Origin of the sequence: Streptomyces syringium (assembly GCF_017876625.1) — a bacterium.
GTDB classification, from domain to species: domain Bacteria; phylum Actinomycetota; class Actinomycetes; order Streptomycetales; family Streptomycetaceae; genus Streptomyces; species Streptomyces syringius.
In genome coordinates this window covers 4,997,633-5,023,826 of record NZ_JAGIOH010000001.1, presented here as the reverse complement: position 1 = coordinate 5,023,826, position 26,194 = coordinate 4,997,633, and the positions used below count along the sequence as shown (strand labels likewise).

At 72.6% G+C, this 26,194-nt stretch carries 24 protein-coding genes; 8 read left to right on the top strand and 16 right to left on the bottom strand.

The features are described 5' to 3' along the window. Window positions 1-60: 60 nt before the first annotated feature. Window positions 61-1,599 carry an alpha/beta hydrolase gene (locus tag JO379_RS22490; RefSeq protein WP_209516645.1) on the top strand — a complete coding sequence of 513 codons (1,539 nt, stop codon included), beginning with the start codon at window positions 61-63 and terminating at the stop codon, window positions 1,597-1,599. Window positions 1,600-1,664: 65 nt separating this feature from the next. Here the strand turns inward: JO379_RS22490 and moeZ are convergent, their stop codons facing one another. The 12 genes from moeZ to JO379_RS22435 form a co-directional block, all read right to left on the bottom strand. Further along, window positions 1,665-2,843 carry an adenylyltransferase/sulfurtransferase MoeZ gene (gene moeZ, locus JO379_RS22485; protein WP_130879771.1) on the bottom strand — a complete coding sequence of 393 codons (1,179 nt, stop codon included), beginning with the start codon at window positions 2,841-2,843 and terminating at the stop codon, window positions 1,665-1,667. A gap of 84 nt (window positions 2,844-2,927) precedes the next feature. Beyond that, window positions 2,928-3,680 (bottom strand): spherulation-specific family 4 protein, encoded by a 753-nt coding sequence (locus tag JO379_RS22480; protein ID WP_209516642.1) that lies wholly within the window; start codon window positions 3,678-3,680, stop codon window positions 2,928-2,930. After that, complete coding sequence (locus JO379_RS22475; RefSeq protein WP_130879769.1) at window positions 3,668-4,582, bottom strand: NAD-dependent epimerase/dehydratase family protein; 915 nt, start codon at window positions 4,580-4,582, stop codon at window positions 3,668-3,670. The genes JO379_RS22480 and JO379_RS22475 overlap by 13 nt, the downstream gene beginning before the upstream one ends. A gap of 127 nt (window positions 4,583-4,709) precedes the next feature. After that, on the bottom strand, window positions 4,710-5,891 hold the full coding sequence (locus JO379_RS22470) for a hypothetical protein (protein ID WP_209516640.1): 1,182 nt from the start codon (window positions 5,889-5,891) through the stop codon (window positions 4,710-4,712). Further along, window positions 5,888-7,558 (bottom strand): DUF3492 domain-containing protein, encoded by a 1,671-nt coding sequence (locus JO379_RS22465; protein ID WP_372449103.1) that lies wholly within the window; start codon window positions 7,556-7,558, stop codon window positions 5,888-5,890. The genes JO379_RS22470 and JO379_RS22465 overlap by 4 nt, the downstream gene beginning before the upstream one ends. Before the next feature lie 168 nt (window positions 7,559-7,726). Next, window positions 7,727-9,373: an ABC transporter ATP-binding protein gene (locus JO379_RS22460; RefSeq protein ID WP_209516634.1), complete on the bottom strand. Its 1,647-nt coding sequence runs from the start codon at window positions 9,371-9,373 to the stop codon at window positions 7,727-7,729. Next, complete coding sequence (locus tag JO379_RS22455; RefSeq protein ID WP_130879766.1) at window positions 9,370-10,359, bottom strand: ABC transporter permease; 990 nt, start codon at window positions 10,357-10,359, stop codon at window positions 9,370-9,372. The genes JO379_RS22460 and JO379_RS22455 overlap by 4 nt, the downstream gene beginning before the upstream one ends. Continuing rightward, window positions 10,356-11,357, bottom strand: coding sequence for an ABC transporter permease (locus tag JO379_RS22450; RefSeq protein ID WP_130879765.1), 1,002 nt, complete (start codon window positions 11,355-11,357; stop codon window positions 10,356-10,358). Before JO379_RS22450 ends, JO379_RS22455 begins: the two co-directional genes overlap by 4 nt. Further along, complete coding sequence (locus JO379_RS22445) at window positions 11,354-13,081, bottom strand: ABC transporter substrate-binding protein (RefSeq protein ID WP_130879764.1); 1,728 nt, start codon at window positions 13,079-13,081, stop codon at window positions 11,354-11,356. Before JO379_RS22445 ends, JO379_RS22450 begins: the two co-directional genes overlap by 4 nt. A 147-nt stretch (window positions 13,082-13,228) precedes the next feature. Next, the gene (locus tag JO379_RS34200; protein WP_311775271.1) at window positions 13,229-13,321 is read right to left on the bottom strand and encodes an Ms4533A family Cys-rich leader peptide; all 93 of its coding nucleotides are present in this window, start codon (window positions 13,319-13,321) and stop codon (window positions 13,229-13,231) included. Window positions 13,322-13,446: 125 nt separating this feature from the next. Beyond that, entirely contained in the window at window positions 13,447-14,808 is a 1,362-nt protein-coding gene (locus tag JO379_RS22440) for a DUF3152 domain-containing protein (protein ID WP_130879763.1), read from the bottom strand. Beyond that, entirely contained in the window at window positions 14,801-15,787 is a 987-nt protein-coding gene (locus JO379_RS22435; protein ID WP_130879762.1) for an alpha/beta fold hydrolase, read from the bottom strand. The genes JO379_RS22440 and JO379_RS22435 overlap by 8 nt, the downstream gene beginning before the upstream one ends. 243 nt (window positions 15,788-16,030) lie before the next feature. Between JO379_RS22435 and JO379_RS22430 the strand changes: the two genes are divergently transcribed. The 4 genes from JO379_RS22430 to JO379_RS22415 all read left to right on the top strand — a co-directional run bounded on the left by JO379_RS22430 (window position 16,031) and on the right by JO379_RS22415 (window position 17,961). Continuing rightward, on the top strand, window positions 16,031-16,249 hold the full coding sequence (locus tag JO379_RS22430) for an Rv3202a family protein (RefSeq protein ID WP_130879761.1): 219 nt from the start codon (window positions 16,031-16,033) through the stop codon (window positions 16,247-16,249). A 190-nt stretch (window positions 16,250-16,439) separates the two neighbouring features. Then, window positions 16,440-17,075, top strand: coding sequence for a TetR/AcrR family transcriptional regulator (locus JO379_RS22425; RefSeq protein ID WP_130879760.1), 636 nt, complete (start codon window positions 16,440-16,442; stop codon window positions 17,073-17,075). 172 nt (window positions 17,076-17,247) lie between these two features. Continuing rightward, window positions 17,248-17,475, top strand: coding sequence for a DUF3107 domain-containing protein (locus tag JO379_RS22420; RefSeq protein WP_130879759.1), 228 nt, complete (start codon window positions 17,248-17,250; stop codon window positions 17,473-17,475). Window positions 17,476-17,679: 204 nt separating this feature from the next. After that, the gene (locus JO379_RS22415; protein WP_209516631.1) at window positions 17,680-17,961 is read left to right on the top strand and encodes a hypothetical protein; all 282 of its coding nucleotides are present in this window, start codon (window positions 17,680-17,682) and stop codon (window positions 17,959-17,961) included. Between the two features lie 84 nt (window positions 17,962-18,045). On the opposite strand, the gene JO379_RS22410 is transcribed toward JO379_RS22415, so the two are convergent. After that, on the bottom strand, window positions 18,046-18,786 hold the full coding sequence (locus JO379_RS22410; protein ID WP_130879758.1) for a ferritin-like fold-containing protein: 741 nt from the start codon (window positions 18,784-18,786) through the stop codon (window positions 18,046-18,048). 518 nt (window positions 18,787-19,304) lie between these two features. Here JO379_RS22410 and JO379_RS22405 point away from each other — a divergent pair. Further along, on the top strand, window positions 19,305-22,010 hold the full coding sequence (locus JO379_RS22405; RefSeq protein WP_209516629.1) for a DEAD/DEAH box helicase: 2,706 nt from the start codon (window positions 19,305-19,307) through the stop codon (window positions 22,008-22,010). 145 nt (window positions 22,011-22,155) lie between these two features. Then, window positions 22,156-23,010 (top strand): alpha/beta fold hydrolase, encoded by an 855-nt coding sequence (locus JO379_RS22400; protein ID WP_209516626.1) that lies wholly within the window; start codon window positions 22,156-22,158, stop codon window positions 23,008-23,010. A gap of 166 nt (window positions 23,011-23,176) precedes the next feature. On the opposite strand, the gene JO379_RS22395 is transcribed toward JO379_RS22400, so the two are convergent. Together JO379_RS22395 and JO379_RS22390 are read right to left on the bottom strand one after the other, a co-directional pair. Continuing rightward, the gene (locus JO379_RS22395; protein ID WP_130879755.1) at window positions 23,177-23,959 is read right to left on the bottom strand and encodes a VOC family protein; all 783 of its coding nucleotides are present in this window, start codon (window positions 23,957-23,959) and stop codon (window positions 23,177-23,179) included. A gap of 191 nt (window positions 23,960-24,150) precedes the next feature. After that, window positions 24,151-25,101 (bottom strand): NYN domain-containing protein, encoded by a 951-nt coding sequence (locus JO379_RS22390; protein WP_130879754.1) that lies wholly within the window; start codon window positions 25,099-25,101, stop codon window positions 24,151-24,153. A 206-nt stretch (window positions 25,102-25,307) separates the two neighbouring features. Here JO379_RS22390 and JO379_RS22385 point away from each other — a divergent pair, with 206 nt between their 5' ends. Continuing rightward, entirely contained in the window at window positions 25,308-25,460 is a 153-nt protein-coding gene (locus JO379_RS22385; protein WP_165451601.1) for a DUF8834 family protein, read from the top strand. Between the two features lie 86 nt (window positions 25,461-25,546). Here the strand turns inward: JO379_RS22385 and JO379_RS22380 are convergent, their stop codons facing one another. Further along, on the bottom strand, window positions 25,547-26,152 hold the full coding sequence (locus JO379_RS22380; RefSeq protein ID WP_130879753.1) for a MarC family protein: 606 nt from the start codon (window positions 26,150-26,152) through the stop codon (window positions 25,547-25,549). Window positions 26,153-26,194: the final 42 nt, after the last annotated feature.

Here is a 26,194-nt window from a genome sequence, read left to right as displayed (position 1 = left end):
CTGCGGCGTTTCCCGGCGGCCCCGCCACCTCCCCCTCGGCCGGTCCGTAGAGTTTGGGCCATGAGTCCCATACGGCTACGGGCCACCGCCCTCGCCTCCGCCGCCCTCGCGATCGTCCTCGCCGCCACGGGGTGCGAGAACGGCAGGCCCATCGACGGCAAGAACGGCTCGGAGGACCGCGCCTCCGGAAACAGCTCCCTGCGCTGGCAGAAGTGCTCCGCCCCCACCGCCATCCAGGGCGGCGACGGCAAGGCGCCCGGCAGGGCGTGGGAGTGCGCGAAGCTGCCCGTACCGCTGGACTACGCCAAACCGGACGGCGAGAAGATCGACCTGGCGCTGATCCGGATCAAGGCCAAGGACACCTCGCGCCGTATCGGGTCCCTCGTCTTCAACTTCGGCGGCCCCGGTGGCTCCGGCGTGGCGACCCTGCCGGGTTTCGCCGACAGCTACGACAAACTGCGCGGCCGTTACGACCTCGTGAGCTTCGACCCGCGCGGGGTCGGCGAGAGCGCGGGGGTGCGGTGCCAGAGCGACGCGGAGCTGGACGCCGCCGCGCAGCTCGACTTCACCCCCGACGACGACGCCGAACTCCGCACGGCCCTGGCCTCCAACAAGGCCTACGTGGACGCCTGCCGACGTAATTCGGCCAAGGTGCTCCCCCATGTGACCACGACGAACACCGCCCGCGACCTGGACCGGCTGCGGGCCGCCCTCGGTGACGCCAAGCTCCACTACTTCGGTATCTCCTACGGCACGGAACTGGGCGGCGTCTACGCCCACTTGTTCCCGAAGAAGGTCGGCCGCGCCGTCCTCGACGCCGTCGTCGACCCGACGCAGGACCCGGTGGGGGGCGGCCTCGGCCAGACGAAGGGCTTCCAGCTCGCCCTCGGCAATTACCTGAAGGACTGCGCCTCCCAGGGCGCCCCGGGCTGCCCCACGCAGGACCAGATCACCGATCTGCTGAAGAAGCTCGACACGAAGCCGCTGCCCACCTCGCAGGGCGGCCGCAGGCTCACCCAGGACGAGGCCGTGAACGGCATCGCGGCCGCGCTGTACTCCAAGGAGACCTGGAAGTACCTGACAGCCGGGCTCCAGGAGGCCATGGGCAAGGGCACCGGCGACACCCTGCTGCTGCTCTTCGACTCCCTCGCCGGCCGTAACCCCGACGGCCGCTACAGCAACCTCCAGGCGGCCAACAGGGCCATCTCCTGCGCCGACGCCGAGCAGCGCTACACCGTGGACGACGTGAAGGCGAACCTGGCGGAGTTCCGCAAGGCGTCGCCGGTCTTCGGGGAGTCGGCGGCCTGGTCGCTGCTCGGCTGCTCGGACTGGCCGGTCAAGGGGCAGTGGAAGTCGCCGGACGTGCGCGCCGAGGGCGCCGCCCCGATCGTCGTGATCGGCAATACGGGCGACCCGGCCACGCCGTACGAGGGCGCGCGGAAGATGGCGCGGCAGCTCGGCGAGGGGGTCGGCATCGAGGTGACGTACCGGGGCGAGGGCCACGGCGCGTACAACAGCGGCAACGCCTGCATGACGCGCGCGGTCGACGGCTATCTGCTCGACGGCAAGGTCCCGGCCGCCGGCTTGAGCTGTTCGTAAGGACGCGAGCGAAGGGCCGGTCCGCGTCAGCGGACCGGCCCTTCGTCATCAGTGCCTGAGTGCGTCTAGTAGACGGGCTTCTCGGGCTCGATCTGGTGGACCCAGCCGATCACGCCGCCGCCGACGTGGACCGCGTCGGCGAAGCCCGCGGCCTTGAGGACCGCGAGGACCTCCGCGGAGCGGACACCTGTCTTGCAGTGCAGGACAATCTTCTTGTCCTGCGGGAGGCCCTGGAGGGCGCTGCCCATCAGGAACTCGTTCTTCGGGATCAGCCGGGCGCCGGGGATGGAGACGATCTCGTACTCGTTCGGCTCGCGGACGTCGATGATGTCGATGTCGTCGCCCTCGTCGATCCACTCCTTGAGCTGCTTGGGAGTGATCGTGGACCCGGCGGCGGCCTCCTGGGCCTCCTCCGAGACGACGCCGCAGAAGGCCTCGTAGTCGATGAGCTCGGTGACCGTCGGGTTCTCGCCGCAGACCGCGCACTCGGGGTCCTTGCGGATCTTGACCTGGCGGTAGCTCATCTCCAGGGCGTCGTAGATCATCAGTCGGCCGACCAGCGGTTCGCCGATGCCCGCGAGCAGCTTGATGGCCTCGTTGACCTGGATGGAGCCGATCGAGGCGCAGAGCACCCCGAGCACGCCGCCCTCGGCGCAGGAGGGCACCATGCCCGGCGGCGGGGGCTCGGGGTAGAGGCAGCGGTAGCAGGGACCGTGCTCGCTCCAGAACACCGAGGCCTGGCCGTCGAAGCGGTAGATCGAGCCCCACACGTACGGCTTGTTCAGCAGCACGCACGCGTCGTTGACGAGATAGCGGGTGGCGAAGTTGTCGGTGCCGTCCACGATCAGGTCGTACTGGGAGAAGATCTCCTTGACGTTGTCCGCCTCCAGGCGCTCCTGGTGGAGGACGACGTTCACGTACGGGTTGATGCCGAGGACCGAGTCGCGGGCCGACTCCGCCTTGGAACGGCCGATGTCCGCCTGGCTGTGGATGATCTGGCGCTGCAGATTCGACTCGTCGACCTCGTCGAACTCCACGATGCCCAGCGTGCCGACACCGGCCGCGGCGAGGTACATGAGGGCGGGTGAGCCGAGGCCGCCGGCCCCCACGCAGAGCACCTTGGCGTTCTTGAGGCGCTTCTGCCCGTCCATCCCGACGTCCGGGATGATCAGGTGGCGGGAGTACCGACGGACCTCTTCGACGGTGAGCTCGGCAGCCGGCTCGACCAGGGGTGGCAGCGACACGGGGTCTCCAGGGTCATCCCCGCCAAGCGCGGGGAACATGCAGGCGACGTACGTACTTCCCCTGTAACCCTGCCACGCCCCGTCTCATTCCGAGAGACCCGGTCCGATGCGCGAGACGATTTCGTCCCAGTAGCCGGGCATGGACTCCCAGGGGTCCGCTTCGTCGCGATCCGTCCGGTCGGTGAGGTAGACGGTGCCCGCGCCCTGCCAGCGGGCGATCCGCAGGGCCTCGTCCAGGTGCGGGCGCGGCACGCCGTGCACGAGGTGGCAGAAGCGCTCCGGCGGGTGGTCGGCGGTCCACTCGGCGACCTGGGACCAGCGGTAGCGGGACCAGGGCCCGGCGAAGGTGACGAGTTGATCGGCGAGGTTGGCGTAGCCGGAGCACGGGTGCGTGCCGTGGACGAGGACGACGTAGGCGCTCTCGCGCAGGGTGCGCAGGGTGGTGACCACCCGCCGGATGCCGGGGAGGGCGCCGGCCTCGGTCGGCGCGCGGTCCAGCGAGAAGCCGTCGACCTTGTACCAGTTCAGGAAGCGCTGGGCCTCCGACACCAGTTCACCGAAGGGGCGCGAGCCGAACCCCACGTCCAGGTGACCGAGGACGCGGACCCCCGCCTCGCGCAGCCGGGTGGCGGCGGTCAGGCAGTACGGGTCGGGACGGCTGCCGGGGCCGCTCGCGACGTTGAGCACCGTCCAGTCCAAGCGGACCTCGGCGCGGGCCAGTTCACCCCATTCGAGGGGGGCGACCAGGGGGTGGGCGAAGCCGGGGACGCCGAAGCGGAGCGGTGATTCGCCCGGCGGCGCGGAGCGGCGGTGCCCCGAGGAGATCAGATGCGACATGCCGCCTCCATCCAGATGTCGGCGAGCGACTCCTCCAGGCCGATCCGGGGCCGCCAGCCGAGCCGGTCGCGGGCGGTCCGCACGTCGGCCTGCTGCCAGGTGCCGCAGCCGTCGGGATAGGGGTACGCGGGCGGGCTGCCCAGATGCGGGTCGTCCAGCTCGTGGAGGGCGCCGCCGAAGCCCGCGACCCGGGCGAGGAGCGAGGCGGCGTCCCGTAGCCGGACGGCGCGGCCGGTGCCGATGTTGACGGCGCCCTGGGCGGCGGAGAGGGAGGCCGCGTGGACGGCCCGGGCGATGTCGCGGACGTCGACGAAGTCGCGCTGGACGCCGAGGCCGCTGAGCTTGAGTTCGTTGTCGCCGCTCTGCATCGCGCGGCGCATGGACTCGGCGAGCCGGCCCAGCGGCGAACCGGCGGGGGTGCCGGGGCCCACCGGGGAGAAGACCCGCAGCACGATGGCGTCCAGACCGGAGCCGAGCACCAGCTCGGTGGCGGCGAGCTTGCTCACCCCGTACGGGCCGCCGGGGCGCGGCACGGCGTCCTCGGCCGTGGAGGAGCCGGGCTGCGAGGGCCCGTACTCCGAGGAGCACCCCACCTGCACCAGGCGGGCGCCGCAGCCGCTGCGGCGCAGCGACTCGCAGACCGTGGCGACGGCGACGGTGTTGTGCCGCGCCAGGTCGCGGGCGCCGCCGCGGGTGGCGCCCGCGCAGTTGATCACCACGCCGGGGTGGACGGCGTTCAGGAACCGGGTGAGCGCACCGGGGCTGCCGGTGGCCAGGTCGAAGCGGACGTCCGCCTCGTCGCCCCGGCCGAGGGCGGTGAGCTGGACGGCGGGGTCGGCGAGCAGCCGGTCGGCCACGTAGCGGCCGAGGTAGCCGTTGGCGCCGAGAAGAAGGACCCTCATCGGTCGCGCCCTCGCTCTCGCCCGGCGGTGCTGAGGGGGTGAACGGTCATCTTTCTTGCTCCTCTAACGGGGTGTGCGGCGTGCCGCGTGGCGGCGGATCGAAGGTCACCGGGCGAGGGCTCCTGCGCTATGCCTCCGGCGCGGGGGCGTAGGGGGAGGAGCCTGGGCGGATGTGACCCGGCGCGTACGCGAGATCCCCGCGGCCATGGGCGCAGGCGCGGGACAGAGCGGAGAAGGAGTAGGCCAGCAGGGCGAGCGCGGGGACGGCGCACGCCGCGAGGGGGAGGGCGGCGGCCCCGTACGCCTCAGCCGCCCGGGCGACGGGTTCCTCCAGGCCCGCGCAGCCGGGCAGCCGTGCCGCCAGGAGCATGCCGAGCGGGGTGGCCTCCGCCGCGCAGGCGGCGAGCGCGGCGGTGACGGCCGCCCTGCCGAAGCCGTGCGCCGCCAGCAGCCGGCCGACGAAGAGGAGCACGCCGAGGGCGGCCACGGCGCCGTAGGCGACGGCGGGCGGGGTGGTGGGCGCCGGGGCGGCGAGCTGCCCGGCGGACTCCAGGGCGGCGGCGAAGGGGCCGCCCAGCCGGGTGCCCGGCGCCGTGACCCCCGAGGGCACCGCCGTGCGCGCGGCCCACAGGAGCGCGAGCAGCAGGGCGACGAACGCACCGACCGCCGCGAGGAGCAGCGGCCGCACCCGCGCCCCGAACTCCGCCAGCCCCCGGCTGGTCGCGAGCGCGCGGCACGCCCGCGTGCCGAACCAGTAGCCGCACCAGGCCGCCGGGGCGACGGCACAGGCCAGCGCGACGGCGGTCGGCGCGGCGGCCGCGGCGACGCTGGGCGGGGTGAGTCCCCGGTGGCTGCCGAGCAGTTCGATGAGCAGGCGCTCGCCGACGAGGCCGTACGCGACCAGCCAGAGGCAGCAGAGCCAGCCCAGGAAGCCCCAGCCGTACGGGCTGCGGTCGTACGCCCGCCGGTCGAACGCACCGGGGCCGCGGGCGTCCGATCCCTGGACGTCAGATCCGTCGGCGGCCGGTGCCGCGGACTCGACCGGCAGCGGGCCGTCGGCGCGCTCCACGCGTGCGTGGATCTCTTCCGCCAGGGAGAACACATCGCGGTGCCGGCACTCCGCCGCCACCCGGTCCGTGACGCCGCGCGCCTCGAGGGCGGCGGCGAGTTCGACGGGGTCCGCGGCACGGGCGCACAGGAGGTGGTGCCGTTGGATGAGCGTCTTGACCGGATCGGCGGGACCGGCGGGGGCTGCGGGTATGCCGGCGGCGGCGGTCGGGGAGCCGTCGCCGGTGAGGGGATTCGTCATGGGCGGCCCGCCCAGGTGGGTGCGGCGGAACGGCTCCAGGGCAGCGGCGGGTGGGCGTCGGCGGCGTGGGCGAACGGCACGGAGGGGTCCGGGGTCTCCTGCCGCACCGGGGCGCGGGAGAGGACTTCCAGATAGATCCCGTGGTAGGCGGCCACGTTCCGCTCGACGGTGAAGAGTTCGAGCGCCCGGGCCCGGGCGGCGGCCCCGAGCCGCGCCCGCCGCTCGGGGTCGCGCAGCAGCGCGAGAGCGGCCTCGGCGAGCGCCCGGGCGTCGCCCGGCGGGACGACCGGGCCGGTCCCGCCGATGACGTCCCGCACCACGCCGATGTCGGGCGAGACCGTGGCCCGGCCGCAGAGCATCGCCTCCACGAGCGGTGCCGGAAAGCCGTCCGCGGACCCGGCGAGGAGAACGACACTGGCGGAGGCGTAGACGTCCGGGTCGCCGGCTTCGTCGAACGAGGCGGTCTCCTCGAAGGAGACGGCCGGGGCCAGCTCCGCGGGGGGCCTGGAGCCCGGTGGCGGCCCCGGGTCCGGGGGGCCGACGACGCGGAGTCGGACATCGGGCTCGGCCTCGCGCAGCTCGGCGAGCGCCTGCCACAGGGCGGGTTCGGGGCGGCCCCCCACCCAGACCAGGGTGCGGCCGTCGTCCGTGCGGGCCGCGTCGGCCCGGCCCACGCCCTCGCCCACCGTGTCGTAGCGGCTCGGGTCGACGCCGGGGTGGACCGTGCGCAGCCGCTTGCGGTCCGCGCCGCAGTGCTCCTGCCAGCGCCGGTCCCGGACGTCGCCGTGGGTGACCAGCGCGGCCCGGTCGTAGATCTCGGCGGTCAGCCGCCGGTGGAAGGCGGAGAGCAGCGTCCGGACGGCCAGGGACAGACCCGCGCCCCGCTCGCCGGCCGCCTCGCCCGCCCCGTCCGCGGCAGGACCCGCGCCGCCCTCCAGCAGGTAGTACGCCCGGAGCCGGACCCCGTACTCGGTGACGAGGAGCGGGGTCCCGAAGAAGCGTTTGGCCAGCAGGCCCGGCAGCGCGGCGGCGCCGCCCGAGCTCGCGTGGCACAGGTCGACGCCGGCCAGCCCCCGCTCGTCGTCCGCGCCACTGCCGGACGCGCCGTACCAGTCGAGGGACAGCGGTCTCAGGGCCCGCTCCAGGAGCCCGGAGACGAGGAGGAGGTCCGCGACACGGGTGCCGTAGGCGGCGGGGTGCGCGCCCGGTGCCCGGCAGGCTCTCTCCAGGGCGCGCAGGGCCTGTTCGGAGCGGAGCGCGCCCGCCAGGCCGCCGACGTCACGGGCCAGCTCGGCGAGTCCGTACAGACCGTCGGCGAAACGGTACGCCAGATCGGCCGACGAGGGCTCCCCCGGCGAGCTGACCGCCGCGATCAGGTCCCCGAAGTGCGCGTCGAAAGCGCGCCGTTCGCGCCGACCGTACGCTCCGTACGCACGCCCCCCGGCCCGGGGCGCCGGTTCGCCCCACAGCGGGGCCGTCCGTACCCGCCGCACCTGGCCCGGGAGTTCACAGGGCCCGCCCTGTTCCTCGCGCTGTGCCTCACGGGCGCCGCGGCTCAGTGCGTAGATCTCGAAGTCGTGCCCGTCGAGCTCGCGGACCAGTCGCTCGCACCACCGGCCGCCCTCGCCCGCGCCGTACGGGTATCCACCCTCGGTCAGCAGTCCCACGCGCACGAGCGCACCCCCGTCTCTCCCTGATGGCCACGTCGGCAACCGCCGAACGGCAGCGGGAGCACGCTATGCGCGGTCCCCGGTGGCGCGATGGACGGTTGTCCGTCGCGCCACCGGAAGGGGTGAACGCACGTGACTTTCCAGGAGATGCGGCGTTACTCCGCGCTATGCGACGGCTTCCGCCGGTTCGAGCAGGGGTACGGCCGCCAGCAGACCCTGGGTGTAGGGGTGCCGGGGCTGCTCGTAGACGGAGTCGGCGGGGCCCTCCTCGACGATCCGCCCGCCGCGCATCACGACCAGCCGGTCGCTGACCTGCCGCACCACGGCGAGGTCGTGCGCGATGAAGACGAGCGCCAGCCCCAGGTCGCGCTGGAGCTCGCCGAGCAGCCGTACGACCTGCGCCTGGGTGGTGACGTCCAGGGCCGAGACGGGCTCGTCGCAGACGATCAGCCGGGGCTCGGGCGCGAGCGCCCGGGCGATGCCCACGCGCTGGCGCTGGCCACCGCTGAACTCGTGCGGATAGCGGTGGTACGCGCCGGGATCGAGCCCCACCCGCTCCAGCAGTTCCCGCACGCGCGCGACGATCTCCGCGTCGCCCAGCTTCCCGGCGGCCCGCAGCGGGTCGGCGATCGACTCCCCGACGCTGCGCCGGGGGTTGAGCGAGGAGACCGGGTCCTGGAAGACCATTTGCAGCTCGCTGCGGAAGGTCCGCAGCTCCCGCTCGCGCAGCGCCCCGATGTCACGGCCCCGGTAGCGCAGCTCCCCGCCGGTGGGCTCCAGGAGCCGCACCAGCATCCGGCCGAGCGTCGTCTTCCCGCTCCCGGACTCGCCGACGACACCGACCGTCTCCCCGGCGCGCACGGTCAGCGACACACCGTCCACGGCGGTGACGGCCCGCTTGCCGCGCCCGAACTCACGGCGCAGTCCAGTGGCCTCGAGCAGCGGTGTGTCGTCTGAAGAGCCGTCGGAAGGCCCGTCGGCGGACGGCTTGAAAAGGCCCGTCCGCCGTACGTTTATCCGCGGGACGGCGGCCAACAGGTCACGCGTGTACGGCTCGCGCGGCGCGCCCAGCAGCGCGCGGACCGGGCCGCGCTCGACCGCGCGGCCGTCCTTCATCACCAACAGGTCGTCGACGCTCCCGGCCGCCACGCCCAGGTCATGGGTGACGAGGAGCAGGCCCATGCCGGTCTCCTCGCGCAGCTCGCGCAGCAGGCCGAGGATCTGGGCCTGGACGGTGACGTCGAGGGCCGTGGTGGGCTCGTCGGCGACGAGGAGGCGGGGCTCGCAGGCGAGCGCCATGGCGATGAGGGCGCGCTGACGCATGCCGCCGCTGAACTCGTGCGGGCGGGAGCGGGCGCGGCGGGCCGCGTCCGGGATGCCGACCCGGTCCAGCACCTCGGCCGCCCGCGCCCGGGCGTCCCGCCGGGAGGCACCCGGGCGGTGGACGCGGTAGACCTCGGCGATCTGGTCGCCGATGGCCTGGTACGGGTCGAGGGAGGAGAGCGGGTCCTGGAAGACCATGGCCGCCACCCCGCCCCGCACCCGGCGCAGTTCTGCGTCGTCCGCGGCCGACACGTCGTGGCCGGCGACCCGCACCGAGCCGGTGACCTGGGCGCCCGTACCGCGGTGCAGACCGAGCAGCGCGTACGCGGCCGTGCTCTTGCCCGAACCGGACTCGCCGACGATGGCGAGCGCCCCGCCGGGGGCGAGCTCGAAGGAGAGACCGTCGACGGCCCGTACGACGCCGTCCCCGGTGGGGAAGACGATGGACAGGTCGGCCACGGACACCAGGGGCTGGAGGTCGGCGGTCATCGCAGGGCCACCCTTCGGTCGGCGACGGCGTAGAGCACGTCCGCCACGATGTTGGCGATCACGACGGCGGCACCGGTGATCACCACGACGGCCACGACGACCGGCAGGTCGATGGTCTGCGTGGAGCGCACCAGCAGCTGGCCGATGCCGGGCAGGCCGAACATCATCTCGGTCAGCACCGCGCCGCCGAAGATCGACCCGAAGTCGGCGGCGGTCAGGGCGATGACCGGGGCCAGCGCGCCCCGCAGGGCGTGCCGCGCGACCAGCGACCGCTCGCGCACCCCGTAGGCGCGGAAGGTGCGGATGTGGTCCTCGGCCAGCGTCTCCAGGGTGGAGCTGCGGGTGAGGCGCGCGTACTTGGCGGATTCGAGCAGGCCGAGCGCCACCCAGGGCAGCAGCATGTTCCAGGCCCACTGCTCGGGGTCCTCGGTCAGCGGCACGTAGGACGGGAAGGGCAGCCATTCCAGATACGCGCAGAAGATCATCAACAGCACCAGGCCGCTGATGAAGACCGGGGTGGCGGTGCCGGCGAGGGTGAGCCAGGTCAGGACCCGTTCGGTCACCCCGCCGCGCCGCAGCGCGGACAGCAGGCCGGTGCCGATGCCCACCACGAGCCAGACGACCATGGCGCCGACGGCCAGCGAGGCCGTGGCGGGCAGCCGCTCGACGAGCAGGTCGGTGACCTGCTGGTTGTTCTGGTACGAGAGGCCGAAGCAGGGCGCGTCGCAGTGCAGCACGGCGGTGCCGGCGGAGTAGTCCGAGCCGACGAAGACGCCCTGCAGGAAGTGCCAGTACTGCACCAGGAGGGGGTCGTCGAGCGCGAGCTGCTCGCGGACCTGCCGGATCTGCTCGGGGTTGCAGCGCGGGCCGCACGCCAGGCGCGCGGGGTCGCCGGGCGCGACGTAGAACGTCACGTAGACGACGGCCGAGAGCACGAGGACGACGGCGACCGCGCCCAGTGCGCGGCGCAGGAAGTAGGTGATCACGCCGGGCCTCCCGGACGGGTCTTGCGGGAGGTGCGTCCGCCCCTGCCGACCCGCAGCCGGGACGCCTCGCGCGGGTCGAGCGCGACGCGCACGCCGTCGGCGAGCACGGTGAAGGCGAGCGTGGTGACGAACAGCAGCAGCGCGGGCAGCAGCACGTACGCGGGGTCCGAGCGGAACCACGTGGTGGCCGTGGAGAGCATCTGCCCCCAGGAGGGCGTCGGCGGTTTCACGCCCACGCCGAGGAAGGACATGCTCGCCTCGATGACGATGTTGCTCGGCAGCAGGATGGCCGCATAGGTGATCACGGGCGCGGCGAGCGCGGGCAGCAGCTCGCGCCGGGCGACCCGCCAGGACGAACCGCCGGTCAGCCGGGCGGCCGAGACGTAGTCGAGCTTCTTCAGGCTCAGCGTCTGGCCGCGCACGAGCCGCGCCATGGGGCCCCAGGCGAGCAGGCCGATGGCGAAGACGAGCAGCAGCGGCCGCGGGAAGTCCGCCGGCACGACGGCCATCAGGGCGATGGCGAAGACGAGCAGGGGCATCGCGACCATCACATCGGTGAGGTGGCTGAGCGCGCTGTCGACGAACCGGTTGCCGAGCGCGGCGGCCAGGCCCACGGCGAGGCCGATGAGCACCTGGACGACGGTGGCGCCGAGGGCGACGAGCAGCGAGACGCGGGCGCCGTAGAGGAGCCGTACGAACATGTCGCGGCCGGTGCCCGGTTCGACGCCGAGCCAGTGCTCGGCGCTGATGCCGCCGAAGTCACCGAGCGGCACGCCGCCGCGTGCGGAGTCCACGAGCGTGTCGTGGTACGTGTTCGGGTCCTGGCCCTCCAGCGCGGCCAGCAGGGGCGCGGCGAGGGCGAGGAGGACGAGAAGGCCCAGCACGGCGGCGGCCGCGACCGCGGACTTGCGCGCCCTCAGCCGCCGCCAGACCTGCCGGGCGCCGGAGGCGGGAGCGTCTCCCGCCTCCGGTTCCGAGGTGATGAGGAGGTCCGTCACTTGACCGCGACCTGCGAGACGTCGAGGACGCCGGTCCAGTCGCTGATGACGACGTTCTTGACGCTCTTGCCGTAGAGGCGCTTGTAGACCGGGTGGAAGAGCGGCACCGTCAGCGCCTGCTCGCCGATCTTGCGGTCGAGGGCGCCCCAGCGCTCGGCCGCGGCACCGTGGTCGGTGACCTTGTTGATCGCGTCGATCTCGTCGTTGACCTTGGAGTCGTCGAGGCGGGAGGCGTTGTAGTTGCCCGCGCCCTCCTTGACGATCTGCCGGCCGTCGAAGATCGGCGCGAGGAAGGGGCCGCCGGAGGGCCAGTCGGCACCCCAGTGGGCGAGGAAGAGGCCCGGCTGCTTGTCGAGGCTGTGGGTCTTCTCGTCGTAGTCGTTGATCTCCAGACCCTCGAGCTTGACCTTGATGCCTGCCTCCTTGAGCGCGGCCTGGACGGCGGTGGCGATCTCGGGGCTGGTCTCGAAGTCCTGGGCGGTGGAATGCGTCAGCGTGATCTCCAGGCCGTCCTCGTGACCGGCCTCCTTCAGCAGCTCCTTGGCTTTGGCCGCGTTGCCGGTCTTCCCCGCCGGGAAGTGGTCGTAGGGCGTGAAGCCGAAGGACTTCTGGTTCGGCAGGAAGGTCGTCGCCGGCTCGGCCAGCGAGGAGCCGCCCGCCGCGTTCACCACGCTGGTGCGGTTGATCGCGTAGGAGATGGCCTCGCGCACCTTCGGGTCGTCGAAGGGCTTCACCTCGGGGTTGAAGGCCAGGTAGTTGGTGTAGCCGAAGTGGCCGGTGCCGACCCGGCCGGCGAGCTTCTTGTCGCCGGTGACCTGGGCGAGTTCGGCGGGGCCGAGGTTGGTGTCGGTGGTCACGGCGGCGGCGTCCGCGCCCTGGCCGCTGGAGAGGCGCTGGTTGATGACCGCCGAGGACAGACCGGACTTGACCTCGATCCGGTCGGGGTAGGCGTGCCGCTCCTTGTCGGTCTCCTCGGACCAGTGGGTGTTGCGCTCCAGCACCATCTGCTCGCCGTCACCGACGTTCTTCACGACCCTGTAGGGGCCGGAGGAGACGGGGTGCTCGGCGTACTTGACGCCGGTGTCCTTCGCCTTGGGCACGGGGGCGAACTGGGTGGAGGTGGCGAAGTAGGGGAAGTCGCCCACGGACTTGCGCAGCTTGAAGACGAGGGTCTTCGCGTCGGGCGTCTCGATCGAGTCGAGGCCCTTCTTCTCCTTGTACGGACCCTGGTAGGTGTCACCGCCGATCAGCCAGTCGCGCAAGTAGGGCGCGCTGCCGGAGAGTTCGGCCGCGAAGGAGCGCTCGACGCCGTACTTGATGTCGGCGGCGGTGATGGGCGAGCCGTCCTCGTACTTCAGCCCGTCCTTGAGCTTGTACGTCCACGTCTTCGCGTCGTCGCTCGGCGTGCCGGTGTCCGTGGCGAGGTCGGGGACGACCTCGGTGCCCTTGGCGCCGTCCTCGCGGTTGCGGGTGGTGAGGGTGCGGTAGACGAGCGAGGGGATGTTGCCGCCGCCGGAGGTGTAGAGGCGGGCGGGGTCGAACTGCTTCTGCGGCTGCCGGTTGAGGACGGTGAGGGTGCCGCCCTTCTTCGCGGAGCCCTGGGCTCCGCCGTCGCCCTCGGCGCCGTCGTTGCCCTCCGGGCCGCAGGCCGCCGCGCCTCCGATCAGGACCACACTGACGGCGGCCGCGGCCACGCGGCGGGATATGACGGACATGTGACGCATGACGGGGTATGCCTTTCGCGGAAGCGAGAAAAGGAGAGCGGAAAGCACCCACGGAAGGCGGTTGGAAGAGCGCAGCGGAGCGCGGGACCGCCCCCGGCGGGCGCGGCCCCGGAGGGCAACGCGGAAGTACGCGGGGGAAGGGCGGTCTCAGCGACAGAGGATGTCGGCGACTGCGTGCGCGGCCACGCCGATCAGCGCCAGCTCGAAGCCGGCGATCTCGGAGGCGTGGTGGTGCGACATGGCCAGAACACTGAACGAATTTTCGGCCACTGGCAAAGGTGTCTCAGCATCAGAGACCGAATGTCTCACCACGTGAGAAAATAACGGGACGGTATACCTGCCCGCTCCCGGTCACTCCCGGTCCGTCACCCGCCCTTGGGGAAGGGCCAGGCGTTGGGGCGGCACGTCACGCCGTCGGTGGTCAGGAACTTGGTCTGCTGCATCATCACCGGCGCCAGGGCGCCCTGCGTCTCGCAGGACTCGTGGTCGCGCCCGAGGCGGTGACCGACCTCGTGGTTGATCAGCATCTCCCGGTAGGCGTGCATCTGGTCGCCGTACGTCTGTGCGCCCTGCGCCCACCGATAGGCGTTGATCATCACGCGGTCGGTCGCGGCGGAGTCGCAGGAGACGTTGTCCTGCGTGGTGTCCAGGCTCGACTTGGCACACCACGTGTGCGTCGTGCCGGGGCTGGCCAGGGTGATGACGAAATCGACGTCCTTGGAGGGGACGCGCTCGAACGTCCGCTTGCCGCCGTGGCCCCAGCTGCGGTCGTCGTTGAGAGTCCGGTGCACGGCCTCGGCGAAGAGCGCCCCGTCGAGCGGCAGCCCCTTCTCCACGTCAACGCGGTAGCGCAGGACTTCACCCTTACCGGGGCCCCGGTCATGGCCGCCCACGGCCTCGAACGTGCCGGACGCCTTCGCCTTCGCGTCCAGCGGGTACTTCTTCGCCATCTTCTGGTCGTACGAGAGGGGGACGGCCGCGCCGCCGTTCGGCGTGGGCCGGCTGTCGGAGCGCGAGGCTGCCTCGGATCTGTGCCGCTCGACGTCAGCGGACCGCGCCTGGGCCTTGTCCTCCGCCGTGTCCTCGACCTGTCCCCCGACGACGACGGCCAGCACGGCCGTCACCACGGCCGCGGCCACACCGGTCACGGTCCGCGCCGGTCCGCCGGTTCTCGGCGCGGCGACCCGTCGATTGCCGCCGCCACCCGTGCCCCGCGGCGTGGGCAGCGAATTCCGGTCGGGGTCGTCGGAGCCGTAGTCCCCGGAAGGGACGTACACCGGGGGGACGTACGCGGCGGCGGGAGCGGGTGCCTGGCCGGAGGGGCCGTACCCGGAAGTCTCATACACATCTGGATCATGCCCGGAAGATCCATGGCCATGGCCGCCGAACACAGTGGAGCCGTACCCGGGCGGCGCATAGCCGTGCCCCGCGCCCCGGGTGCTCTCCCCGCGCTGCGGGCCGATGAAGCCCCATCCGAGGCCCGGCTCGGCGGGAGCGGGATGCCCGCTTCGGGCGGACGGCCGAATGGCCTCATCCGCCGGGCCGCCGCCGCCCGCCGCACCCTGATCGGGAGCGGCACGGTGGCGCGCCCGGTCCGGGCCCGGCGTCTCCGAGCGCGGGGCCGGCGGGCCCTGGCCGGCCGGTGCGCGCCTGCGGCCCGTACCGGGGCCGGCCGACGCCGCGGGCTCCTGTGCGGCCTGGGGGGCGCGTGCGCTGTGTTTACCCACGGGGCGGGGCGCTCCGTTCAGACGTGCTCGCGGGGACCGCGAGGAGTTCGCGGAAGGCACGGGCCACCGCGTCCGGATCCTCCATCATGGCGACGTGACCCGCGTCCAGCAGCGTCAGCAACCGCGAGTCGCGGAAAGCCTTGGCCGCGCGGTGCGCCATGCGGTAGGAGACGAGCTGGTCGCGCGTTCCGTACACGAGCAGCGTAGGGGCAAGGACCTTCTCCGCCTGGCGCCACAGCGAGTGCTGGCCGCCCAGGGTGTACGCGTCGACGATGCCGCGCGCCGAGCGGGCCATGACGTCCCAGAAGTACGGCAGCTCCAGCCGGCGCTCGTACTCCGCGACCGCCAGGGCGAACCCCTCCGGCGACACCCGCGCGGGGTCGCCGTAACAGAGCGCGAGCACCTCGCGGGTCCGCCGCTCGGGTGTCCAGTCCTTGGTCATCCGGGCGAAGAGCGAGACGATGCCCGGCACCGCGAGCAGCCCGGTGGGCACGGCCGTGCGCTGCGGGCGGAGCTCGGGCAGGGCGGGCGAGACGAGCGTGAGGGTGCGGACGAGGTCCGGTCTGACGGCGGCGACCCGGGTGGTGATCGCGCCGCCCATCGAATTGCCGACCAGGTGCACCGGGCCGCGGCCGGCCGCGTCGAGGTGGCGGATGACCACGCGGGCGTACGCGGTGATGGAGTAGTCGCCGTCGTCCGGCGGTGGCGAGTACCCGAAGCCGGGCAGGTCCAGCGCCTCGCCGTCGACGGTGTCCGTGAGCCGCTCCATGAGGGCGGACCAGTTCTGCGCGGAACCGCCGAGTCCGTGGACGTAGAGCGCGGGCGGCAGCCCCGGCCGTGCGGCGGGCCGGGAGCGCACGGCCAGCGTGGCCCCGGGCAGGGTCACGGTGCGCAGTTCCTCGCCCTCGCTGACCTGCGAGGACCGCGTGGGTGGCACCACGGGTACGGCGCGGGCGTCCGGCGACTGGGTCGATGACATGCGGGCAATGTTACGAGACGATCACGCCCGACCCCCTATGGCGGCCGTCACAGATCGCCTGGCGGCGGGAAGCCGCCTCTCCTAGGCTCATAAGCACAAGGGCATGAGGGACCCTTGAAGGGCACGGCAAGAGCGCGGCAAGAGCACGGCAGGCCACGGAGAAGCAGCAGCGCAGCCCGGAACATCGCACGGGACACCACGAACGACAAGGCTCGATCAGGCAGACCGGGAAAGAGGCTCCGCATGACCATCGACCCGTCCGACCCCGCGACGTTCGAGGACGACGAGGAAGTCACGGAATTCGATGTCGAGGCACCGGAGGCCGACGCCGCGGAACAGCACGCGGACATCGCACCCCGCCGGGACGACCCACAGCCGCCCCCCGACCCCGACTCCGCCAATGAGGCGGACCTCCTGGAGCAGGCGCGGATCGTGGAGGAGGACGAGGACGACTACCGGTGACCGCGACCGCCATACCGCCAGGTAACCCGGGGTCACCTGGGGTGACCTGCACCGATTGTCGGGTATTTGTCGGCTTCCCACAGCGTCCGGTACGTGAAATTCTCCGCTCCGACCACGCACGGCCCGGTTACCCAAAAGTACGATGGCGGGCGCGGTGCACACCGTGCACGGAACAATCATGGGAGGCGGCGTGACAGCCATCGAGCAGACCGAGGCGCGCCCGCGAGGCACGCGCCTGCCGCGCCGAGCCCGACGCAATCAGCTCCTGGGCGCGGCCCAGGAGGTCTTCGTGGCGCAGGGGTACCACGCGGCGGCGATGGACGACATCGCCGAGCGCGCCGGCGTCAGCAAGCCGGTGCTGTACCAGCACTTCCCCGGCAAGCTGGACCTCTACCTGGCCCTGCTGGACCAGCACTGCGAGTCCCTGCTGCACGCGGTACGCACCGCGCTCGCCTCCACCTCGGACAACAAGCTGCGCGTGGCGGCCACCATGGACGCCTACTTCGCGTACGTGGAGGACGAGGGCGGCGCCTTCCGGCTCGTCTTCGAGTCCGATCTGACCAACGAGCCGGCCGTGCGCGAGCGGGTCGACAAGGTCTCCCTGGAGTGCGCGACGGCCATCAGCGAGGTCATCGCCGAGGACACCGGCCTGTCGAAGGACGAGGCCATGCTGCTGGCCGTGGGCCTCGGCGGCGTCTCCCAGGTCGTCGCCCGCTACTGGCTCTCCAGCGAGAGCACGGTCCCGCGCGAGACGGCCGTCCAGCTCCTCACGTCGCTGGCGTGGCGCGGCATCGCGGGCTTCCCCAAGAACGCCCCCGAGCTCTGAGGCGGCTCCGGCCGGTCTTCGGTGATCCACCCCTGTTCGCTGCGAGCGAGCGGAGACCGGCTCGGCTCGTCCTCGTACCGGGCTAATGTGTGGAAGGTACGGCGCGGTTGACCGCGTACCCCTCCCCTGGGCTCTGCCCTGGGGGACCCACATCTTCGGAGGGACATAAGCCGTGGAGGTCAAGATCGGCGTGCAGCACGCACCCCGCGAGATCGTTCTGGAGAGCGGGCAGTCTGCCGAAGAGGTCGAGCGCCTGGTCGCCGACGCCCTCGGCGGCAAGACGCCGCTGCTGAGCCTGGTGGACGACCACGGCCGCAAGGTCCTGGTGCCCTCCGAGCGACTGGCGTACGTGGAGCTCGGCGAGCCGACCGCCCGTCGGGTCGGTTTCAGCGCGCTCTGAGTCCGCAGTCGGACGGCAGTGACGAACGGCGGGGCCCCGGTGCGGAATTCACCGGGGCCCCGCCGTCGTCGTACCCGGCGTCGCAGCCGTCGTCGTACCCCGACGCGGCCACCGGGACGAGGGTTGCCGCGGACGGGCATGGGGTAAGACCGCTACGACCGATTTGCACCTGCTCCTCGGCCCCCGCACGGGAGGGAAGTGACCATGATCCTCTGGGAAGCGCTCGGCTCGGTCCTCATCGGCCTCGCCGTCTCCTACGGAGCCCTGCGCTGGCTGCCCGAGCGTTACGGGCAGTTCCGCTCCCGGCTCCTGGCGCTGACCACCGGACCGGTCTCCGCGCTGTTCGGCGCCCTGCTGACCCATTCGGTCCTCGGGGCCGGCCACGCGGTGGCCACCCTGATCGCCTCCCTCTGCGTGGCCGTCGCCCTGCAGTCCCTGCTGCTGCGCCCGGCGAACCGGGCGCCCCGCCGATCAGCCACTGCTTGAAGCGGAGCCGCCCGGAGCCGCGCGCACCGGCCGGCGCACGCGCACCGGCCCGCGCGCGTGCGCCGATGGCGCGCGAAGCCGCCGCTATGCCGCGAGGCCGAGCGCGGCCATCCGCTTGGTGTGCGCCTCGGTGATGCGGGAGAACATCTTCCCGACCTCCGCGAGGTCGAAGCCGTCGGCCACCCCGCCGACCAGCATCGTGGAGAGCGAGTCACGCTCGGCCACCACGCGCTGCGCCTGCGAGAGCGCCTCGCCCATCAGCCGCCGGGCCCACAGCGCCAGCCGCCCGCCGACCCGCGGCTCGGCCTCGATCGCGGCCCGGACCTTCTCGACCGCGAAGATCGCGTGGCCGGTGTCGTCCAGCACGGTCAGCACCAGGGCGCGGGTGTCGGAGTCCAGCCGGGCCGCCACCTCGCGGTAGAAGTCACTGGCGATCGAGTCGCCGACGTAGGCCTTGACCAGGCCCTCCAGCCAGTCCGAGGGCGCCGTCTGGCGGTGGAACTCGTCCAGGGCCGCCGCGAAGGGCTGCATGGCGCCGGTCGGCTCCACATCGATCGCGGTGAGCCGGTCACGCAGCCGCTGGAAGTGCTGGAACTCGGCGGTGGCCATCTTGGCCAGCTCGGCCTTGTCGTCGAGCGTGGGCGCCAGCTTGGCGTCCTCCGCGAGCCGCTCGAAGGCGGCCAGCTCGCCGTAGGCGAGGGCGCCCAGCAGGTCCACCACGGCGGCGCGGTACTGCGGGTCGGCGGAGGCCTGGGCCCAGTCCTGGGCGGCGATTCCGGTCAGTGCTTCGTCGGCGGGCTCGTTGGCCTTGTCGGGCGTCTCCATGAAAGGCACCCTAGCCCGCCCCGCTACAGGGGGAAGGCCCTGGTCAGCCACTTCATCCACATCCGTCCGAAGGATTGTCCGGACACACATGCGCGTTTCCGGGGTACAGTGGTAATGCGCCTGCCGAGTATTCGGTGGGCTGTTCCAATGCTGTGTCTTCTGGAGACGCCACTCATCAGTCCCCAGAGTTCCAGCGGATGCCCGGTCGGTGGCCCGATCGGCTTCCACAAAACCGACCGCCCTCCGCGCGGTGTGTACGAGACGTACGCACATCTGGAGGGATCCGCTCGCGGCACGAGAGCTCGAGCGAAGGCAGTGGTCCCGCGTCTTCCGGCTTCCCCAGGCCGGACAGTACCCCGGCGCGGTACGTACGACCCCCTTCGCCGCCTCGCGCCGCGTCTCACAGAAGAGGCAATCCGCTGACATCTCAGCCCACTTTCCGAGACCTCGGGATTCTCCCCGAAATCGCCGAAGCCCTCGAAGCCGTCGGCATCGTGCACCCCTTCCCGATCCAGGAGATGACGCTCCCGGTGGCCCTGTCGGGCTCCGACGTCATCGGCCAGGCCAAGACCGGCACCGGCAAGACGCTGGGCTTCGGCCTGCCCCTGCTGGAGCGCGTCGTCGTCCCCGCCGACATCGAGTCGGGCCGGGCCAAGCCCGAGCAGCTGACCGACGCCCCGCAGGCCCTCGTGGTCGTCCCCACCCGCGAGCTGTGCCAGCAGGTCACCAACGACCTCCTCACCGCCGGCAAGGTCCGCAATGTGCGGGTCCTGGCGATCTACGGCGGCCGTGCCTACGAGCCGCAGGTCGAGGCGCTCAAGAAGGGCGTCGACGTGATCGTCGGTACGCCCGGCCGTCTGCTCGACCTCGCCGGCCAGCGCAAGCTCGACCTCTCGCACGTGAAGGCCCTCGTCCTGGACGAGGCCGACGAGATGCTCGACCTGGGCTTCCTGCCCGACGTCGAGCGGATCATCACGATGCTGCCGGCCAAGCGCCAGACGATGCTGTTCTCGGCGACCATGCCGGGCGCGGTCATCAACCTCGCCCGCCGCTACATGACGCAGCCCACGCACATCCGCGCCACCGCGCCGGACGACGAGGGCCAGACCGTCGCCAACATCACGCAGCACGTCTTCCGCGCCCACAACATGGACAAGCCGGAGATGGTCTCGCGCATCCTCCAGTCGGACGGCCGCGCGCTCGCGATGATCTTCTGTCGGACGAAGCGGACGGCGGCGGATATCGCCGACCAGCTCGCGCGTCGCGGCTTCGCCTCCGGCGCGGTCCACGGCGACCTCGGTCAGGGCGCCCGCGAGCAGGCGCTGCGCGCGTTCCGCAACGGCAAGGTCGACGTCCTGGTCTGCACCGACGTCGCCGCCCGCGGTATCGACGTCGACAACGTCACCCATGTGATCAATTACCAGACCCCCGAGGACGAGAAGACCTACCTGCACCGCATCGGCCGCACCGGCCGCGCGGGCAAGTCGGGTACGGCCATCACGCTGGTCGACTGGGACGACATCCCGCGCTGGAAGCTGATCAACAAGGCGCTCGACCTGCCGTTCGACGAGCCGGAGGAGACGTACTCCACCTCCCCGCACCTCTACGAGCTGCTGGGCATCCCGGCCGGCACCAAGGGCATCCTGCCGCGTTCCGAGCGGACGCGCGCCGGGCTCGCGGCCGAGGAGATCGAGGACCTCGGCGAGACCGGCGGCCGTGGTCGCGGCCGCGGCCCGAAGCAGGCGTCGGCGCCGGTGGCGGAAGAGCGCCCGGCCCGTACCCGCACCCCCCGTCAGCGCCGTCGCACCCGCGGTGGCTCGGACGCCGTCGCCGAGACGCCCGCCCCGACGCAGGCCCCGACCTCCACGGAGCAGTCCGCTCCGGAGACGCCCGCGAAGCCGCGCCGTCGCCGTCGCACCCGCAGCGGTTCCGGCTCCGGCTCCCCGGCCGCCGTCACGCCCGTGACGACCGAGGCCGCCTCCGCCCCGTCCACCGAGGCCCCGGCCGCGAAGGCCCCGGCCTCGGAGCAGCAGGCCGACCGTCAGCAGCGCCGTCGTCGTACGCGTGGCACCCGGCCGCAGGGCGCCCTCGCGCCCCTCGCGCCGCTGGAGGCCGTGCGGAAGGACCCCGAGCCCGACTTCCAGACGGTCCAGACCGTGGTCGCGGCGGCCGCCGCCCCGGTCATTCCGGCCCAGGCCACCGAGGCGGCTCCGGTCGCCCCGAAGCGGACCCGCGCCCGTAAGGCCGTCGTGGCCGAGCCCGAGGCCGACTTCCAGACGGTCGCACCGGCACCGGCCGCCGAGGCCGCCCCGGCCAAGCCGGTCCGCCGCACCCGGGCGAAGAAGGCTGCCGCTCCGGTCGAGGCCGCTGCTGTCGTCGAGGCCCCTGTGGCCGAGGAGACCGCCGAGGTCAAGCCGAAGCGCACCCGCGCCAGGAAGGCCGTCGCCCCGGCCGCCGAGGCCGTCGTCGAGACGGCCCCGGTCGCGGAGGCCGTCGAGGTCGCCGAGGTCGCGGAGACCAAGCCCAAGCGCACCCGCGCCAAGAAGGCCGTGGCCGCGGTGGAGACCGTCGCCGCCCCGGCCGTCGAGGTCGCGGAGGTCGCCGAGGTCACGGAGACGAAGCCCAAGCGCACCCGGGCGAAGAAGGCCGCCGCTCCGGTCGAGGCCGCTGCTGTCGTCGAGGCCCCTGTGGCCGAGGAGACCGCCGAGGTCAAGCCGAAGCGCACCCGCGCCAGGAAGGCCGCCGCCCCGGCCGCCGAGGCCGTCGCCGAGACGGTCGAAGCCGCTGAGGCCGAGGTCAAGCCCAAGCGCACGCGTGCCAGGAAGGCCGTCGCCGCCGAGCCCGTCGCCGAGACGGCCCCGGTCGTCGAGGAGAAGCCGAAGCGGACCCGCAAGGCCGCCGCCGCGAAGGCGGAGGCCGTGGTGGAGACCGCCGAGGCGGCCGAGGCCAAGCCCAAGCGGACCCGTGCCAAGAAGGCCGTCGCTCCGGTCGCCGAGGCTGTCGTCGAGGCGGCCGAGGTCACGGAGGCCAAGCCCAAGCGCACCCGCGCGAAGAAGGCCGTCGCCGCCGAGCCCGAGGCCGCCCCGGCCGCCGAGGCGAAGCCGAAGCGCACGCGCGCCACGAAGGCCGCCGCCGCGAAGCCCGCAGCCGAGGTGACGGACGAGGCCCCGGCCAAGCCGAAGCGCACGCGCACCACCAAGCCCAAGGTCACCACCGAGGGCTGACGCACCACCACCGACGGCCGGACACCCCACACGGGGTGGCCGGCCGTCGGCGTATCCGGGGTCGGGCCGGGCATCCCCCGGCCACGGGTCGTCCTCGCGAACCCGCGGGTCCGGCCGCTGTCGGACGTGGCGTTAGCCTCGTGCCATGAGCCGGCCGCCCTTTTTCACCCTCCCCGTGTGCGCACGCGCGTACCGCCTCGCCACCTCGCGCGGAGAGTTCGCCGTGCACGACGCGCAGCCCTCGTCGCGGGCGCGCGGCACGGTGTTGCTCGTCCCCGGATTCACCGGCAGCAAGGAGGACTTCGTCGCACTGCTGGAGCCCCTCGCGGACGCCGGGTACCGTGCCGTCGCCGTCGACGGCCGGGGGCAGCACGAGAGCGGCGGGCCGCGCGCGGAGGGTGCGTACGAGCAGGGCGAGCTGGCCCGGGACGTCCTCGCGCAGGCGGCCGCGTTGGGCGGTGACGTCCATCTGCTCGGGCACTCCCTCGGCGGGCTGATCACGCGCGCCGCCGTGCTCGCGGACGCGTCGCCGTTCCGCTCGCTGACCGTCATGAGCTGCGGTCCCGCCGCGATCTCCGCGGTGCAGCAGGACCGGACCCGGATGCTGATCCACGCCCTGACCACGCTGGACATGGAGGCGGTCTGGCAGGAGATGCGGCGGGTGGACGCGGAGAACGGTCCCGCCGAGGACACGTCGCCGGAGCTGGACGCGTTCTTGCGCCGGCGCTGGATGGGCACGACGCCGGAGCAACTCATCGCGACCGGGCGCCAGTTGATCAGCGAACCGGACCGCACGCAGGAGCTGGCCGGGGTGGCACTGCCCAAGCACGTGATCTCCGGGGCGCTGGACTACGCCTGGCCGGTGCCGTCGATCGACGCGATGGCCAAGGAGCTGTCGGCGGTGCGCACCGTCGTCCAGGGCGCGGGCCACTCCCCCAACGCCGAACGCCCGGCCGCCACGGCGGAGGCGCTCATCCGCTTCTGGGACCTGGCGGACTGAAGGCGCGGTGCCGCCGCGGGCGATGTCTGGCCGTCGTTGCCGCCTGCGGCGGCGAGCGCCCTGCGGGCGCGTCCTCAATCTCCCCCAGCTACCGCTGGGAGGTGCCCCCAGCGGGCTTGTACAAGCCCGTCCGGCGATTGAGGACACAGCACACCAGCCCGTCGGCCTAGCAATCGGCCTGCGCCGTCACCGTGAAGAGTCCGCCCTCCGGGTCGCGCAGGGTCGCCTCGCGGCCCACCGCCGAGCGGCCGGGCTCGGCGGCGACCGTGCCGCCCGCCGCGAGGGCCGCCTCCACGGCCTTCTCGACGTCGTCGACGCAGAAGTAGACGTGCCAGCGCGGCCGGACCCGGGGGTCGGGGGCGGCCTCGACGCCGCCGCCGCGCAGACAGGCCACCGTCTGCCCGCCGGCCAGCACCATGACCGCGTCGTCCTCGTAGCGGACCTCGATGCGGCCCGGCCGGTCCGTGGCCCATTCGAAGACCTCGCCGTAGAACATGGCGGCGGCGAAGGCGTCCCGGGTGCGCAGCTCCAGCCAGGCGGGCGCGCCGCCGTGGCCGATGTGCCACCCGGGCAGGAGCTGGCCCTCCCAGAAGCCGAACACGGCCCCCGCCGGGTCCGCCGCCAGCGCGGCCCGGCCGCGGCCGACGGCGATCGGCCCGACCGCGACGGTCGCGCCGCGCTCGCGGATCCGCGCCGCCACGACGTCGGCGTCGTCGACGGCGAAGTAGGAGGTCCAGGAGACGGGGACGCCCATGGACTTGGCGACGTTGCCGAGACCGGCGACGGGCTTGCCGTCGGCGAGCGCCACCGAGAAGGCCTCGCCCAGGCTGCCCGGCCGGAACGTCCAGCCCATCACCGCACTGTAGAAGTCCTGGGCCGCGGTGAGGTTGCTGGTCAGCAGGCTCACCCAGCAGGGCGCCCCGCGCCCGGCACGGTCGGAGGCCGACATGGCCGATCGCCTCGTTTCTCTTCCGCACTTCGCCGACGGTCATGGGCGGCCGCGACCTCCGCGACCGTGCCCCTAGTCAGGGTTCCACTCGCTTCCCCCGCGCGCATTCCGGCACGCGCGGGCACGCACGGTGATGTCACCGGGCGCGGGCCCTACCTACGACCGTACGACTGTCTCCCGGCGACCGCGGTTCAGTACTGGGTGCGCAGGTGATCCCAGAAGCCGTCCCGCAGCGCCCGGCGCAGATCCGCGTGGCCGCGCAGGGACAGGCCGAGCAGCGCCTCCGCCTCGACCAGCAGCTCCTGGTCGACGGAACCGGGCAGATAGGGGTGGCCGGGCAGCAGCTCGGCGAGCGTGGCCCGGCCGCGCGAGCCGAGCCACTGGGCGGCGACCCGGGCGCCGACGAACCGCACGTCGTCGCGGGTGGGGGCGGGCCCCTGGTGGACGGGGGCGTCGCCGAAGGGCTCGTAGACGGCGCGCCGGGTCACGTAGGGCTTGCAGAAGTCGAGGTCGAAGGTGCGCTGGCTGTCGACTTCCCACAGCAGCGGCTCGGCCTGGTTCCGGCCGCCGACGGCCTCGATGCCCCAGAGGTGGACGCGTGCGCCGTAGCCCTGTGCGGCCTCGACCGCGGAGACGAGGTCCTCGTCGCCCCCGATGAGCGCCGCGTCGCTGATGGCGCGGTGCCGGGCGAGGGATTCGAGGTCGGTGCGGATGAGGGAGTCGACGCCCTTCTGCTGGTTGTTGGCGTTGAGGTTGCCGAGCCGGACCTTGACGTCGGGGAGCTCGGCGATGCTCTGCTGCTCGGTGGTGTGGATCCGGCGGCGGGCCCCGTCGTACCAATAGACGCGCAGCAGCCGGCTGTCGGGGAAGATCGTGCGCGCCCGGTCGATGAAGGCCTCGATCAGCCCTTCCGCGTCGAGGTCGAAGGTGCGCCGGTCCTCGGTGCCGGTGACGAGCCGCCCCGCCGCGGCGTAGACGTAGCCGGCGTCGACGAAGATCGCGTGGGTGGAGGGGGTGGTCGCAACCTCGGCCAGCACCCGGGTGAGCAGCTCGTTCGTCCGCTCGACACCGGCGGCGAGCGCGGCGAGGTCCAGGGGGCCGGGGTGCTCTTGGGGGCCGGTGAGGCCCTGCGTGTCATTCATACACATCTCATTGTCGTGGTGGTCACACAGCGGACACAAGCCGTCACGCTACTGACCGGTAATTAGTCAAGTTAAAAATTTCCTTAGCGTAGGGAATGTTTGCAGGTACCACCTCGTTGGACACATGTAGAACGCGCCGCACTGTCGCCGCGCGCGTCACTACTCATTGAAGTTCTCCTCAGGAGGATCAGACGAAGGGAGAAGCCTTGCGCTTCGAGATCATGCGCCTGGACGACGTCGACGGCTCCGCCGTGGACAGCACCGTCGTGGACGCCGCCTCCGTCAACCGGATCGTGCAGCAGGCCGCCCAGATCGGCCAGCGCATCTACATCCGCCCGGCCAGTACCTCGGTCCGGTAACGCCTTACGTTCGGCAACGGCCGACGCCCCCGTACGCTCGATCGTACGGGGGCGTTTCGTATGTCCGGGGCGGTTCGGCCGAGACGTCAGGTGCCGTTGATGACCTGGGTGACACCGTTGATGATCTGCTGCACGGCGAGCGCGGAGAGCATCATGCCCGCGAGCCGCGTCACGAGCACCACGCCGCCGTCCTTGATGACCCGGATGATCAGCAGCGAGTAGCGCATCACGAGCCAGAGCACGATGTGCATCGCGGCGATCGCCGTCCACACCGACACCTGCCCGGCGAAGCCGTCCGCGTGCTGCACCGCGAGGATCACCGAGACGATCGCACCGGGGCCGGCGAGCAGCGGCATGCCCAGCGGCACGAGCGCGACATTGACGTCCTTGGTCTGCGTCGGCTCCTCCGACTTGCCCGTGAGCAGGTCCAGGGCGATGAGCAGCAGGAGCAGACCACCGGCGATCATCAGCGCGGGCGTCGTGATGTGCAGATAGTCCAGGATCTGCTGACCGCAGATGCCGAAGACGGCGATCACACAGAACGCGACCGCCGCCGCCTGCCAGGCCATCTTCCGCTGGATCTTGGCGGGGCGGCCGGAGGTGAGGGCGAGGAAGATCGGCGTGATGCCGGGCGGGTCCATGATCACGAAAAGCGTGAGGAAGAGGGATCCGAAGACAGCGATGTCGAACACAGTGAGGGCCTTGCAGGAGTGGTGCGAGCGGGGAGGTGGGGA

Coding starts and splice junctions, on each gene's coding strand:
- JO379_RS22490 (WP_209516645.1), top strand. CDS start 61: ATGAGTCCCATACGGCTACGGGCCACCGCCCTCGCCTCCGCCGCCCTC.
- JO379_RS22480 (WP_209516642.1), bottom strand. CDS start 3,680: ATGTCGCATCTGATCTCCTCGGGGCACCGCCGCTCCGCGCCGCCGGGC.
- JO379_RS22475 (WP_130879769.1), bottom strand. CDS start 4,582: ATGAGGGTCCTTCTTCTCGGCGCCAACGGCTACCTCGGCCGCTACGTG.
- JO379_RS22470 (WP_209516640.1), bottom strand. CDS start 5,891: ATGACGAATCCCCTCACCGGCGACGGCTCCCCGACCGCCGCCGCCGGC.
- JO379_RS22460 (WP_209516634.1), bottom strand. CDS start 9,373: ATGACCGCCGACCTCCAGCCCCTGGTGTCCGTGGCCGACCTGTCCATC.
- JO379_RS22445 (WP_130879764.1), bottom strand. CDS start 13,081: ATGCGTCACATGTCCGTCATATCCCGCCGCGTGGCCGCGGCCGCCGTC.
- JO379_RS34200 (WP_311775271.1), bottom strand. CDS start 13,321: ATGTCGCACCACCACGCCTCCGAGATCGCCGGCTTCGAGCTGGCGCTG.
- JO379_RS22435 (WP_130879762.1), bottom strand. CDS start 15,787: ATGTCATCGACCCAGTCGCCGGACGCCCGCGCCGTACCCGTGGTGCCA.
- JO379_RS22430 (WP_130879761.1), top strand. CDS start 16,031: ATGACCATCGACCCGTCCGACCCCGCGACGTTCGAGGACGACGAGGAA.
- JO379_RS22415 (WP_209516631.1), top strand. CDS start 17,680: ATGATCCTCTGGGAAGCGCTCGGCTCGGTCCTCATCGGCCTCGCCGTC.
- JO379_RS22410 (WP_130879758.1), bottom strand. CDS start 18,786: ATGGAGACGCCCGACAAGGCCAACGAGCCCGCCGACGAAGCACTGACC.
- JO379_RS22405 (WP_209516629.1), top strand. CDS start 19,305: ATGACGCTCCCGGTGGCCCTGTCGGGCTCCGACGTCATCGGCCAGGCC.
- JO379_RS22400 (WP_209516626.1), top strand. CDS start 22,156: ATGAGCCGGCCGCCCTTTTTCACCCTCCCCGTGTGCGCACGCGCGTAC.
- JO379_RS22395 (WP_130879755.1), bottom strand. CDS start 23,959: ATGTCGGCCTCCGACCGTGCCGGGCGCGGGGCGCCCTGCTGGGTGAGC.
- JO379_RS22390 (WP_130879754.1), bottom strand. CDS start 25,101: ATGAATGACACGCAGGGCCTCACCGGCCCCCAAGAGCACCCCGGCCCC.